This is a genomic window from Tolypothrix tenuis PCC 7101 (assembly GCF_963874875.1).
Classification (GTDB): Bacteria; Cyanobacteriota; Cyanobacteriia; order Cyanobacteriales; family Nostocaceae; genus Aulosira; species Aulosira tenue.
Genome location: NZ_CAWNJS010000001.1, coordinates 284,412 through 297,918, shown reverse-complemented (window position 1 = coordinate 297,918; position 13,507 = coordinate 284,412). Strand labels below are relative to the sequence as shown.

Sequence of the window (13,507 nt, the reverse complement as noted above, 5' to 3'; positions counted from 1 at the left end):
AAAAATATCTAAGATTTATATTTCTTTTCTCCATTTATTAACTACAGAGATAAGTTTATCTAAATGAAATATACTGATTTATAAATCAGTAATTAATCTGGCCTTTCTCAACATAAATTGCAGCGCCGTTTCGCGTTTAGAGATAATATCAGCTTTAGCATCCATACCTGATTGGATATGACACTGATGATTTTGATGACCGAATGATAAACTTTCTGGTGCGATAGTAGCTTCAAAATAGCTAGCAGCCAGAATATTAGAACTAGATGTGGGAGAATTTGTACTGTTATTTTGAGATGTAATTACATCTGGAGAAACTGTATTAACTACTCCTTTGAGCGTCCCATAATCAGGATAAGGACAAGAATCTATTCTCAGTTGCACTTCTTGACCAACTTCCACACTTTTAATATCTTGAGTGGGAATCATGGCTTTAATTACTAACGGTGCATTACTAGGTGCAATTTCTGCGATCGCATCACTAGCGCCCACCACCTGACCGGGATTGCGTAAATTGAGCTTGAGAATAGTACCTTCTGTAGTGGCACGAATTACAGTATTTTGTAGTTGATTGAAAACTTGCTCGAGTTCTTTGTGAGATTGGATTAATTGGGATTGAATTTCTACTCGTCGCTGAATTAAAGCTTGTCTTTCTTTATTTAAAGTCGCAATGTTGGCTTTACCTCTAGCAACTTCTTGAGCAATCCGTTCTTTCGCGATTGCGACTGTTGCATCAGTAGGATTAATCGCAGATCTAGCTGATTCCACTTTAGCCTGAGCTATTTCAACAGCTTTTTTCTCACCTTCCACAACAGCTTTTGTCTGTTCAACTAAGAATTTTTTCTGCTCAAATTCTCGTCTCCCAATTGCACCGGTTTCTGCTAATTGTTCGTAGCGATCGCGGTCTGAATTGGCAAAGTCTAAATCAGCTTGAGCTTTTTGCAAATCTGTATAAGTTTTTTGCAAATTAGCTTCAGCAACTTGTAAGTCGGTTTGAGTTGTAACTTGACGTTCTTGATAGTCTCGTTGGTTACGTAATAAATCAGATTCCGCCGCAGCAACAGTTCTATCAATTACTGTCTTTTCTGCTTGCATTTGGTTATCTAAATTATTAATTTGAGCGTCAATTTGGGTGATTTGTAACCTACCCTGTTGAATATTCCCTTGCAGTTGGCTCTTTTTTATCTGTAATTCTTCATCATCAAGATAAGCAATAATATCCCCTTGCTTAACAACTTGATTTTCTTTCACTAAAATCCGTTTAATAGTTCCTTCCATTTTCGGTTGTGCTAGCCGAATTTCCCCAGTAGGACGGATACTAGCTGGAACTTTAACTGTGACATTATATTTCACCCATGAAGAGAGGGCGATCGCAGAACCAACACTACCAACAAGAAAAATTCCTGCTAATGATGTCCAAGGACTGACAGGAGGAATAAAATCTTCTTGGACTTCAGGTAGGACTTTCTGATTATGGATGTAGAGCATATCATATCCCCTCTGAAAATGAGTGTGAATTAAGGAATGAGAAAATCTAGATGGTCACCTGGTTGGGATATCAAATCTTTTAAGGAACCTTGCAGTTTTAATTTGCCGTTTTCTAATAAAACCACCCAATCAGCACGGTTAATTACTTTGGGGCGGTGTGTAATCAAAATAGTGGTTTTACCTTGGCGATGCTCAAACAGCCGATCTAAAACCTGTCCCTCACTCACTGGATCGAGTCCACCAGTGGATTCATCCAAGATTAAAACTGGTGGATCTGTGACAATAGCCCGTGCGATCGCCAATCTTTGCCGTTGCCCCCCAGAGATATTGGCACCAAATTCTCCTAAAATAGTTTGATATTTCTCTGGGAATTTATTAATAAATTCGTCGGCTCCAGCTATTTGACAAGCTCTGACAATTTGCTCAAAGCTAATATGAGGAGTTCCTAAACGAAAGTTTTCGACAATAGAACGATTCCAAAAGTGAGCATCTTGGGGAACTAGTACTATCTGTTGACGCAAACAATCGAGAGAAAGGTCTTGGATATTATATATACCAATTTGAATATTACCTGATTGCAGTTGATATAAACCAGCAATTAATTTCGCTAGAGTACTTTTACCACAACCAGATTTACCAATTAATGCCACAACTTGACCACCAGGAATTGTTAACGAAAAATTATCTAACAAGTCCAGGCGACCAGCATAATGGAAGCTGAGATTAGTACAGATAATATCAGCTTCATTGGCAATATAAGCTAAAGGTTTGCGTCCGTCACCTTCATTTTCTGGGGTAGCATCAATAACTTCTGTCAGGCGTTGTGTAGCAGTTTTAGCCCGCGTAAATTCTTCCACAAAACTAATCACAGTAGCAATTAACCCCAAAAAGTTCCCATTCATGGAGTTAAACGCCATTAATTGCCCAATACTGAGGTTTTCAGCCGGATTAATTACTAAGTTACCACCAAACCAGAGCAAAACAACAGCCCCAATCGCAGAAATAAAACCAGAAAAAGTATTATTAATAATTCCTATCTGCATGGTGCGAAAGGTGAGATTACCAAGACGACCAAATCTATGTTGTAGTTCATCCCAAAATTGGGGAGCAGATGCAGTCGTTTTCAGGGTAAGTGCGCCTTTGAATGTTTCTACTAAAAGTCCTTGAGTTTCGGCTTCGGTAACTAATAACTCGCGAGTTTTTTGCTGCAATGTGGGCTGGAATACTATCGTTGACAGGGTCATAACTATAGAGATGAATACCGCTACTACAGTTAATTTCCAGCTATAAAAAATCATCAGTCCTAAAGAGATGATGGCAATAAAAAACTTGCTAGGTAAGCCAACAACTACTTGGGCTACTAATTGATTTATCTGTTCAATATCTTGTAATCGGCTAACTATTTCTCCACTACGACGAGTTTCATAATAAGTTAAAGGTAATCGGAGAATTTGCCTGCCAAATTCCATTACCATCCCTAATTGTAGGCGTTGAGCAAAGTTAGCAATTAAATTAGATTGTACAAATGAAAGGCTACTAGAAATAAAATTCATTACTACTACAGATATTGCTACAGTAGTTAGTAAGCTAGTATCCCCGCGAACTAAAACATCATCTGTGAGGATTTGTAATAAAAAGGGAGAAGCTAAAGATAGTAAGCCCAATATTAAATTCAGTGGTAAGGCTTGTGCTAGAATTGCGCGATAATTCCAAACACGTTTGAAGAAGCGCCAAAAGCCACCAATATTATCATCCTTTTGAGCAAAAAATCTCACTGGATCTGGTTCCAGTAATAGCATTAACCAATCTGTCCAACCCTCAGCTAAATCTTTTTTAGAAAGATAGCGAATACCTACAGCTGGATCAGCGATTAAACATTTTTTGCCCTTTTTACCATATAAAACAACCCAATGATTCCCTTTCCAGTGAATAATTGCTGGTAACGGTGCCTCATGCATCCTGTTTAACAGTTCTGGTGAAGTTTTGACAGGACGAGTATTAAATCCCAGTGTTTCTGCACCGCGTCTTAACCCTAATAAAGTGGTACCAAATTGTCCAGTACCTACAGCTTCTCGGATGTGGGTGAGAGTAAAATTATGCCCATAATGTTTAGCAATTGTAGCAATGCAAGCAGCCCCGCAATCTTCTTCACTATGCTGTTTGACAAATTTGTATCTCATAAGCGAAGTACTTTACACATCCGGCAATTTAAAAAACTATCGATTTAGTGATATGTGATTAAAAATTATTTAAAGAATATATAATCAATTCATAATTGACCATAATAAGCGTAAAAAGCTATTAAAGCGTCTGGTTCTACTTTGAATACTCCCACCTGCAAAAAAAGATGGATTAACACCAATGGTAATTTCTGAAGACATATATCCTGCTTGTTGGCTAAGAGCAACATTTTGACCTCTCTCAGAAACACTTATTTGGCTGCCAGCTAAAGAGATTATCCGTCTCATTTGAAAGAAGAAAGCAAATTGTGAACTGGAAATTCCACCAACTATGGCTGCTTGTTCTTCTTCAGACAAATCTAGGAATAATCCAGAATTATTGAGCTTGATATCTTTAGACACAGTATTGCCGTCTTGAAATCTCAATTTATTAAATAAAAAAATTGCTCATTAGTATGGATAATGAAACGACTTCTTCTGAAGTCGTTTCATTTATGTAACCTGAACTCCTAAGCATGAAACTATTAGCTTATTGTTGATGTTTCAGGCAAAAATAGAACCCTAGTAGTTTCAAGAAATCCAAATTTACAGTTTTAATAAACCGGATTTCTTGATAACCAACTTAGCTTAGTTAGGATTTCATCAATACACTAATATTAAGGCTGTTGGAGTTGAGCCAATAAGACAGATAGTGATTCAGTAGTGCTACTAAAACCTGCACCTGATTGTGCGCCGTTGATATTAGCTGAAGATGTAGCTAAAGCTGTAACTGCTGTCTTAAAGCCATTAAGAGTGAACAAATTAGCTTGTGCACCACCGGTTACGATTTCTTGTTCTTCAACAGATACTGCGGTAAATAGTTCGTTAGACATGATTAAAGTCTCCTGGTTTGTATTAGTTTCGCGAGTTGCTTGCCGCTTGTTGGCTCGCTTTTCTCCTCGCTTGATTAATACGATATAGGCAAGTACCCAGGTGAGTCATTCTCATTTTGTGCAAACTTAATTACCAAACTTAGAAATTCTCATTGCTGAAATAAGTAAGTGGAATTACTGAAAAGTACATAACTAAAACTACAACAATTTTTACTTAAACTTATTCAAAAATTAAAGAATTTTTATAATAGCTTTACCAAAATGCTTTATGTTTGTGGCATGGAAATCATGGCTTTTAAAGATTTTATCAAAAATATATAGAAAATTATTGCCCTCTTTAAGAAAAAGACTTTGATATATGATAATAAAATAATTAAGTCAAATTTAATACCCTCTGTCTTGATGAAATAAACGTTATCTAGCGCTGGCAAGACAAGTATCTTATTTCTGAAGTGATACAAAATACTCTGAGGGTAGAGTAATACTGTTTTGGCGCTACACAATACTCAAATCGCTCAACTTGTAAAGGTAGGCTTGCGCGAGCCTGGCTGATGTAAATAGACCACACTTGATGGGTGAATAGCACTTACTGAAGCAAAAGTTGCTGTCCAGACCCCCGATTTTTCCAAAAAGCTGGGGGTCTAAATTGCCTTATATATCGCTTAAAAACCCAAAAATCGAGGAATTGGCCTAAATCACTCCTGAAGTTTTTAGTCCAGAGAAGTCATAAGAAATTGACAGGCAATCTCCAACAGGGTATACATATTTGAACATTTATCCTATGCAAGTCTGGATTTTATGCCTAATGTCGAAAGGGATGAAACTCGCGAACAGCGCATTGAAACAGAGATCATTGTCGATGCTGGTAATGATAAAGAGGAGCGGGCGATGGGTTGGTACTACTACCTAGACGATACTCTTAACGTCCCCTTTTTAGCCAAATGGAAAAAGAAGGTACGCAAAACCGGGGCCATCGAAGAAAAAGAAGTTGAAGTTTTAGGAATGGCACCTGATGAAGATTGTTTAAGAGATATGTTTGTCGATGTAGTCTATCCTGGCGGCAACGATGAAGATGTGTTTTCGGCAAAGCTATCAGAAATAGAAGCAATAGATGCTGATGAAGAAACCCTAGAAGCACTTGCAGACTGGCAATATTGGCTTGCTAGAGGATACAAGTTTTAATAGTTAGTCTTGATAGTGCTGAGGAGCACTGCGTTGCGGAGGACAGTTGCGTGGGCGGGTTTCCCGACTTGAGCAAACTGTCCGTTGGGGTTACCCCCGTTGTAGCAAGTGGCGTTGCTGAATGCTAAGTAGAAAACTAGTCCCTAGCCTCTAGCACTTTAGCGCTGGCGGAATTCCACTTCTTTTTCCAAAATCTTGATGTCGTAGTTGTCAAAAAAATCGTGACCTAGTAGACCAATGCTAGCTTTGGGTGCGATCGCAACTTCAATATTATTAGCTACAGCGCCACCAACAGCAATATCTTTGATCTGACTCGTTAAAAATTGCACTACAGTTCCATCTGCAATTTGCGCGTTGATTTTACCTGTGGGTTGGAGTTGCAGGTTTGCAGCCATTTTCAGAGTTATCAGGGTACTACTGGCACCTGTATCTAAAATCATCTCAAATGTCTGTCGCTGGTTAAAAGTCACATCAATCACAGGAGTTTTCCCAATACGGCGTTTGATTGGTACGCGAAAAACTCCGTTGTCTGGGGGTGTGACACCACAAAGCTTTCCTAAACTGATAGTTCTACCAGAGGAAGTCACCATAAAACAGCTTCCCAAATCTTCGGCTGTGGCACGATGCCAGAATGCTAAAAATAGCAGTGATGGTAGGAATGCCAACACTGCTAAGTTAATAGCCAACATCCTGATACTTCTAGCATTTTTCATCGGATTTCGCGCTCCAATTCCTAATTACCCCTTGTTCTTAGATTACCCAGAGTTGTTGGGAAATAGGGCAATCAAACAACAGCATCATTTATCGACAAAAAAGGCTTTTGGTTCAATACGCTTGGGTTAAGGTCATTAGCGATTGATTTGTCTCTTATTAACAAAGCCAGATCAATTGGGGGAGAATCCCCCAAACCCCCGATTGGGTGACGGTTGCGTCCCCCAAACCCCCTCCAAAATTATTGTTCTGTTTTTTTGAGTAACTAGTTTTTTGGTTTTGTTATCAATTAATTTTTTAAACTGAATTGTATTTGCTTTTAGTTAACTGTTGATGGTTGACTATGTTTTCTGCTACCCATCAACCATCAACGTGAAATCCGATTGCCCCTTTAAGGATTGGAATGAGCTTAAGAAAGCTATTTAAAACTGCTGCTGTGAATGAGTTAAAAAGCTATTTTTGCTTGTGGATGTAGCGCACAGCTTAATTATTTTGCGATCGCATCAATAATTTTTAGGGCAATATTACAGGCAAAATCAGTCACAGACTGCTGATTCAACAATTTATGTGTAAATATCAATGCAAAAAATGCATAGTAGCGATACATTTTTTGCACTATTACCAAATTTTTGTAACAACTTATACTATTTTAGCAGAAAACCGCCTTTAACCTTAGGAATATGTAAATCGTTACACTTTTGTTAACAAAACAGCTTTAGCAAATTTCCAACAATGGATACAAGGAAATATTCCAAATATTCCTTCTGAAGCAATCATCTCAATACACAAATATTAGTTTATGAATGCATTTGCCCTAGTAGGAGAGGAAGCGATCGCACTACGGGTTAATTGATATTGGGCAAATAACTTACTTAGGTTTACGGGATTAAAACTTTGCAATGAGAGTCAGTTCATGACAGACACAGCAACTACCACTACAACCAGCCTCAATAAATTTGAGAAATTTAAGGCAGAAAAAGATGGACTTGCTATCAAGCAAGACATCGAAAAATTTGCCTCTCTAGGCTGGGAAGCAATGGATGAAACAGACCGAGACCATCGGCTGAAGTGGGTGGGTGTATTTTTCCGCCCAGTCACGCCAGGTAAGTTTATGATGCGGATGCGAGTACCGAATGGTATTCTCACCAGCAATCAGATGCGTGTGTTAGCAGAAGTAGTGCAGCGTTACGGTGATGATGGCAGCGCCGATATTACCACGAGGCAGAATATTCAATTGCGGGGGATCAGGATTGAGGACTTACCTGATATCTTCAACAGATTTCATGCAGTTGGTTTAACTACTATCCAATCGGGTATGGACAACATCCGCAATATCACAGGCGATCCCGTGGCTGGATTAGATGCGGATGAGTTGTTTGACACCCGAGAGTTGGTACAACAAATTCAGGATATGATCACCAACAAAGGTGAAGGTAATCCCGAATTTACCAACCTTCCGCGCAAATTTAACATTGCAATTACTGGTGGAAGAGATAATTCTGTCCATGCTGAAATCAACGATTTAGCATTTGTACCAGCATTTAAAGAAGGGACTGGGGACTGGGGACTGGGGACTGGGGAAGAAGTCAGCCCATCTCCTAAGTTCGGGTTTAACGTGTTGGTGGGTGGCTTCTTTTCTGCGAAACGTTGTGAAGCGGCGATCCCCTTGAATGCTTGGGTTGCGCCGGAAGATGTGGTTGCTGTAAGTAGAGCGATTGTAGAGGTTTTTCGTGACAATGGCTTCCGTGCTAATCGCCAAAAATCACGTTTGATGTGGCTGATTGATGAATGGGGTTTAGAGAAATTCCGTGCAGAGGTCGAAAAGTGTTTGGGTAAGTCACTATTACCCGCAGCACCGAAAGATGAAATCGACTGGGAAAAACGCGACCATATCGGTGTATATAAACAAAAGCAACCAGGATTAAATTACGTAGGCTTACATATTCCTGTAGGACGCTTGTATGCGGGTGATATGTTTGAAATATCCCGTTTAGCAGGGGTTTACGGCAGTGGAGAAGTTCGCTTAACCGTTGAACAAAACGTCATTATCCCTAATATTCCCGATTCTCGGCTGGCAATATTTTTAACAGAGCCTTTACTAGAAAGGTTTGCAATTAATCCAGGGTTATTGACGCGATCGCTAGTTTCTTGCACAGGCGCACAATTCTGCAACTTTGCCCTCATCGAAACCAAAAATCGCGCTTTAGCAACCATCAAAGCACTAGAAGCTGAATTAACTCTAACTCATCCGGTGCGAATTCACTGGACTGGTTGTCCCAACTCCTGCGGACAACCCCAGGTTGCAGACATTGGCTTAATGGGGACTAAAACCCGCAAAAACGGTAAAACCGTGGAAGCTGTAGATATTTATATGGGCGGTAAAGTTGGTAAAGAAGCGCAATTAGGAACTTGCGTTACAAAAGCCGTTCCCTGTGAAGACTTGCAATCAGTACTACGAGATTTACTCATCCAAAACTTTGGCGCAAAACTCAGCCAGGAAGTATTGATGACTCATTGATGGGGAAGGGGTAATGGGTAATGGGTAATGGGGAATAATTTATAATCCTTGACCTTTGACCCTTGACTCTTGACCTTTGACCTTTGACCCTTGACCCTTGACCCTTGACTTTTGCCAAATACCAAACACTAAACTGCTTAACAACAAACAATGACTAATTTTTCACGAAGAAAATTTATCTTTACTTCCACTGCGGCGGCGGCGGCTTCTATTCTGGCTCATGGTTGCGCTTCTAATGGTTCCAATTCAGCGACTACAGGGGATAATGCACCTTCGGCTGCACCTGCGGCGAATGTCTCTAAAGTAGCTAATGCACCAAAAGTAGAAACTACTAAAGCCAAGTTAGGATTTATCCCTCTGACTGATGCTGCACCTCTGATCATTGCTAAAGAAAAGGGTTTCTTTGCTAAGTACGGGATGACTGATGTTGAAGTCATCAAGCAGAAATCTTGGCCTGTTACCCGCGATAACCTCAAAATCGGCTCGGCTGGTGGTGGTATTGATGGCGCACATATCCTTAGCCCGATGCCTTACCTGATGACTATTAACGATAAAGTGCCAATGTATCTCTTGGCGCGTTTAAATACTAATGGTCAGGCTATCTCGGTGGCTAATAAACTTAAAGACCTGAAAGTAGGTTTAGAAAGTAAAGGGCTGAAAGCTGCTGCGGATAAAGCTAAAGCTGATAAGAAATCGATGAAAGTAGCCATAACTTTCCCTGGTGGAACTCATGATTTATGGATGCGCTATTGGCTAGCGGCTGGCGGGATCAATCCCGATCAAGATGTGGTGTTAGAACCTGTACCACCACCACAAATGGTAGCCAATATGAAAGTTGGTACAGTTGATGCCTTTTGTGTGGGAGAACCTTGGAATGCTCAATTGGTCAGCCAAAAATTAGGTTATACAGCCCTCGTTACAGGTGAGTTGTGGAAAGATCACCCCGAAAAAGCTTTTGCAATGCGGAAAGAGTGGGTCGATAACAACCCTAACGCCGCCCAAGCATTGTTAATGGCAGTTTTAGAAGCGCAACAGTGGTGCGATAAAGCAGAAAACAAAGAGGAAATGTGCAAAATCTGCGCCGATCGCAAATACTTTAACGTTGCAGCCGCAGATATTTTAGAACGGGCGAAGGGCAATATTGACTACGGTGATGGTCGCACACAGCAAAATTTTGGCGATCGCATGAAGTATTGGGCAGATAATGCCTCTTATCCTTACAAGAGCCATGATACTTGGTTCTTAACTGAAGAAATTCGCTGGGGTTATCTACCAAAAGATACAAAAGTGAAGGAAATTGTCGATCAGGTAAATAAAGAAGACCTGTGGAAAAAAGCCGCGAAAGCAATTGGTGTAGCTGATGCTGAGATTCCTACTAGTACTTCTAGAGGAGTTGAGACTTTCTTTGATGGTGTGAAATTTGATCCAGAGAAACCAGAAGCATATCTCAGCAGTTTGAAAATCAAAAAAGTCTGATAACAATTCGTAATTCGTAATTCCTAGTTCGGAATTCAGAATTACGAAATTCCACAAAATTGTTTTTGAAATTAACTAAATCTGCCCTGGAGTAATACAAAAATGACAGCTATTGCTGGTAGTCGGATTCACAGAAAAAAGTCTCAAAAGGCGCTTAATAAATTATTCTGGAAAAAAATTGTACCGCCACTGGTAGCATTAGCGATTTTTTTGGTGATTTGGCAACTACTTTGTTTAAATCCTAACTTTAAGTTACCAGGGCCAATTGAAACAGTTTCCGAAACTTGGAATCCTTTTATTATTCATCCATTTTTTGATAATGGCGAAAGCGATAAAGGTTTAGGTTGGCAGATTCTAAGTAGTTTAGGCAGAGTCGGTTTAGGATTTTCTCTGGCAACAATTGTCGGTATTACATTGGGAATATTAATTGGTGCAAATCAATTAGTTTATAATGCCGTAGATCCTATCTTCCAAGTATTGCGAACTGTACCGCCTCTAGCATGGCTACCTATTTCACTCGCAGCATTTCAACAAGCTAATCCCTCAGCAATTTTCGTAATTTTCATTACATCGATTTGGCCGATTATTATCAACACTACAGTTGGTGTACAGCAAATTCCCCAAGACTACATTAATGTAGCTAAGGTTTTAAAATTAAAAGGGCCAAAGTATTTCTTTAAAATAGTTTTTCCCGCCACAGTACCTTATATATTTACAGGGTTAAGAATTGGGATTGGTTTATCTTGGTTAGCAATTGTTGCGGCTGAAATGTTAGTTGGTGGTGTGGGTATTGGTTCGTTTATTTGGGATGCTTACAACACTACTACAGAAACCAATATGAGCGAGATTATTATCGCTTTGATATATGTTGGTTTAGTTGGTTTAATGCTGGATAGATTGGTAGCTTTTATCGCCAGCAAAGTGGTTGCAGAGCAAAAGTAGTCAATAGTTCAAATTCAAAAATCAAAAGTAGATTATTGGCTCTTAACAAATAATAAATGACAAATGACTAAGGACTAAAGACAAATGACTACTTTTGTGGAAGTTGATCACGTTGACCGCATCTTTGATTTACCAAATGGCGATAAATATATCGCTCTGAAAAATATTGAATTAAAAATCAAACAAGGGGAATTTATTTCTCTAATTGGACATTCTGGTTGCGGTAAATCTACCTTACTCAATATCATTGCAGGTTTGGATAGAGCCAGTATTGGAGGCGTGACTTTAGAAGGGCGAGAAGTCAGAGAACCAAGTCCCGATCGCATGGTAGTTTTTCAAAATTACTCCCTGCTTCCCTGGTTAACAGTCCGCGAAAACATCGCTTTGGCTGTGGATGAAGTTTATAAGAATCAACCCAAAGGTGAACGTCGGGGCATTGTTGAAGAACATATTGACATGGTAGGGCTGCGCCTAGCAGCTAATAAACGTCCTAAAGAATTATCGGGGGGGATGAAACAACGGGTTGCGATCGCACGTGCTTTGGCTACTCGTCCGAAGTTGTTACTGCTAGACGAACCCTTTGGGGCCTTGGATGCCTTAACCAGAGGGAGTTTGCAAGAACAACTGATGAAAATTTGCAACGAACACAACGTTACCTGCGTGATGGTAACGCACGATGTAGACGAAGCCCTATTGTTAAGCGATCGCGTTGTCATGCTTACCAATGGGCCAGAAGCCCATATTGGCCAGATTCTCGAAGTCCCAATTCCCCGTCCACGTCAGCGTTTGGAAGTAGTCAAACATCCCAGTTACTACAATCTGCGGAATGAGATGATTTACTTCCTCAACCAGCAAAAACAGGCGAAAAAACGCCGGATGCAGCAAACTCCAGTAGCCGTGAGTACATCCGAGAATGTTTTAGAAAAAGCCAATCTGGAAATTGGCTTTATGCCTCTTACTGATGCTGCACCATTAATCGTTGCTCAAGAAAAAGGCTTCTTTGCTAAATATGGTTTAGAAAATATCACCCTCCGTCGTGCAAGTAGCTGGCAAGAAATCGCTAAAGGTGTAGTGACGGGTAAATTAGATGCAGCCCAAATGGTAGCCGGAATGCCTTTAGCATTAACTTTAGGCGCTGGGGAGCAAAAACCCATTCCCGTAATTAATGCTTTAAATCTTTCGCGTAATGCTAACGCTATCACCTTAAGCAAAAATTTATATAACCAAGGTGTCCGCGACCTAGCTAGCTTAAAAGCGGCAATTAACCAAAATCCTGACCAAATTATGACCTTGGGTGTGGTTCATTCCACCTCTATGCAGAACCTCGTGCTGCGTTATTGGTTGGCTGCTGGTGGTATAGATCCTGATAAAGATGTCAGTTTGGCAGTGATTCCACCCACCGAAATGGTTTCGCAACTCAAAGCTGGCAATATTGACGGTTACTGTGCAGGAGAACCTTGGAATTACCTTGCAGTTGAACAAGACTTAGGCTTTGTTGCAGCCACAGCTTTAGAAATCTGGTCAGGACAGCCGAAAAAAGTCCTGGGAGTGCGGGAAGAGTGGGCGCAAAAACACCCCCAAACCTATCTCGCCCTAATCAAAGCTTTATTAGAAGCTTGCCAATACTGCGACGACATCCGCAACCGCCAAGAAATTCTGGAATTACTCAGCCGTTCTGAATATTTGAATATTGACCCTGCATACATCCGCCCTGGATTTATCGACCCCTACAATCGCGGCGACGGGAAAGCACCTCAAGAACTGACAGGCTACAACCAGTTTTACCTGCATCAAACCAACTATCCCAACCGCACCGAACTGTTGTGGATGGTCACTCAAATGGCGCGCTGGGGCTTAATACCCTTCCCGAAAAACTGGGTTGAAGTCATTGAAAGAGTCTGTCGTACAGATATTTTTGGTACAGCCGCGCGGGATCTCGGCTTACTCGATATCGGCGAAGATGACCCGATTCATTTATTTGATGGGAAAGTTTTTAACCCTTCCGAACCAATCGAATATCTCAAAGGTTTAGAAATTAAGCGACCAATTCGCGTGGAAGAAGTGTTTATTTAGTCAAGAGTTGCAGAGACGCGATTAATCGCGTCTGTACTCAAAAGTTTATAGATTATCCGCCTTTA

At 40.3% G+C, this 13,507-nt stretch carries 10 protein-coding genes; 5 read left to right on the top strand and 5 right to left on the bottom strand.

Translation table 11 applies throughout. The annotated features are described in order from the left end of the window. Nucleotides 1-78: 78 nt before the first annotated feature. From AACU25_RS01195 to AACU25_RS01180, 4 genes are all read right to left on the bottom strand, one after another. Entirely contained in the window at nt 79-1,488 is a 1,410-nt protein-coding gene (locus AACU25_RS01195) for a beta-barrel domain-containing protein (RefSeq protein ID WP_096573539.1), read from the bottom strand. 29 nt (nt 1,489-1,517) lie between these two features. Further along, nucleotides 1,518-3,668: a peptidase domain-containing ABC transporter gene (locus tag AACU25_RS01190; RefSeq protein ID WP_096573538.1), complete on the bottom strand. Its 2,151-nt coding sequence runs from the start codon at nt 3,666-3,668 to the stop codon at nt 1,518-1,520. 84 nt (nt 3,669-3,752) lie between these two features. Beyond that, nucleotides 3,753-4,070 carry a hypothetical protein gene (locus tag AACU25_RS01185; RefSeq protein ID WP_096573537.1) on the bottom strand — a complete coding sequence of 106 codons (318 nt, stop codon included), beginning with the start codon at nt 4,068-4,070 and terminating at the stop codon, nt 3,753-3,755. Between the two features lie 254 nt (nt 4,071-4,324). Then, nucleotides 4,325-4,540 (bottom strand): CTB family bacteriocin, encoded by a 216-nt coding sequence (locus AACU25_RS01180; RefSeq protein WP_096573536.1) that lies wholly within the window; start codon nt 4,538-4,540, stop codon nt 4,325-4,327. A 798-nt stretch (nt 4,541-5,338) separates the two neighbouring features. Here AACU25_RS01180 and AACU25_RS01175 point away from each other — a divergent pair. Then, on the top strand, nt 5,339-5,722 hold the full coding sequence (locus AACU25_RS01175) for a calcium-binding protein (protein ID WP_096573535.1): 384 nt from the start codon (nt 5,339-5,341) through the stop codon (nt 5,720-5,722). Nucleotides 5,723-5,880: 158 nt separating this feature from the next. On the opposite strand, the gene AACU25_RS01170 is transcribed toward AACU25_RS01175, so the two are convergent. Then, nucleotides 5,881-6,435 (bottom strand): retropepsin-like aspartic protease family protein, encoded by a 555-nt coding sequence (locus AACU25_RS01170; protein WP_096573534.1) that lies wholly within the window; start codon nt 6,433-6,435, stop codon nt 5,881-5,883. Nucleotides 6,436-7,346: 911 nt separating this feature from the next. Between AACU25_RS01170 and AACU25_RS01165 the strand changes: the two genes are divergently transcribed. From AACU25_RS01165 to AACU25_RS01150, 4 genes are all read left to right on the top strand, one after another. Further along, nucleotides 7,347-8,951, top strand: a complete 1,605-nt coding sequence (locus tag AACU25_RS01165; protein WP_096573533.1) for a ferredoxin--nitrite reductase — start codon at nt 7,347-7,349, stop codon at nt 8,949-8,951. 150 nt (nt 8,952-9,101) lie between these two features. Next, nucleotides 9,102-10,427: a CmpA/NrtA family ABC transporter substrate-binding protein gene (locus AACU25_RS01160; protein ID WP_096573532.1), complete on the top strand. Its 1,326-nt coding sequence runs from the start codon at nt 9,102-9,104 to the stop codon at nt 10,425-10,427. Nucleotides 10,428-10,529: 102 nt separating this feature from the next. After that, a complete protein-coding gene (gene ntrB / locus AACU25_RS01155; RefSeq protein ID WP_096573531.1) occupies nt 10,530-11,369 on the top strand; it encodes a nitrate ABC transporter permease in 840 nt (279 codons plus the stop codon). Between the two features lie 84 nt (nt 11,370-11,453). Beyond that, nucleotides 11,454-13,442 (top strand): ABC transporter ATP-binding/substrate-binding protein, encoded by a 1,989-nt coding sequence (locus AACU25_RS01150; protein ID WP_096573530.1) that lies wholly within the window; start codon nt 11,454-11,456, stop codon nt 13,440-13,442. Nucleotides 13,443-13,507: the final 65 nt, after the last annotated feature.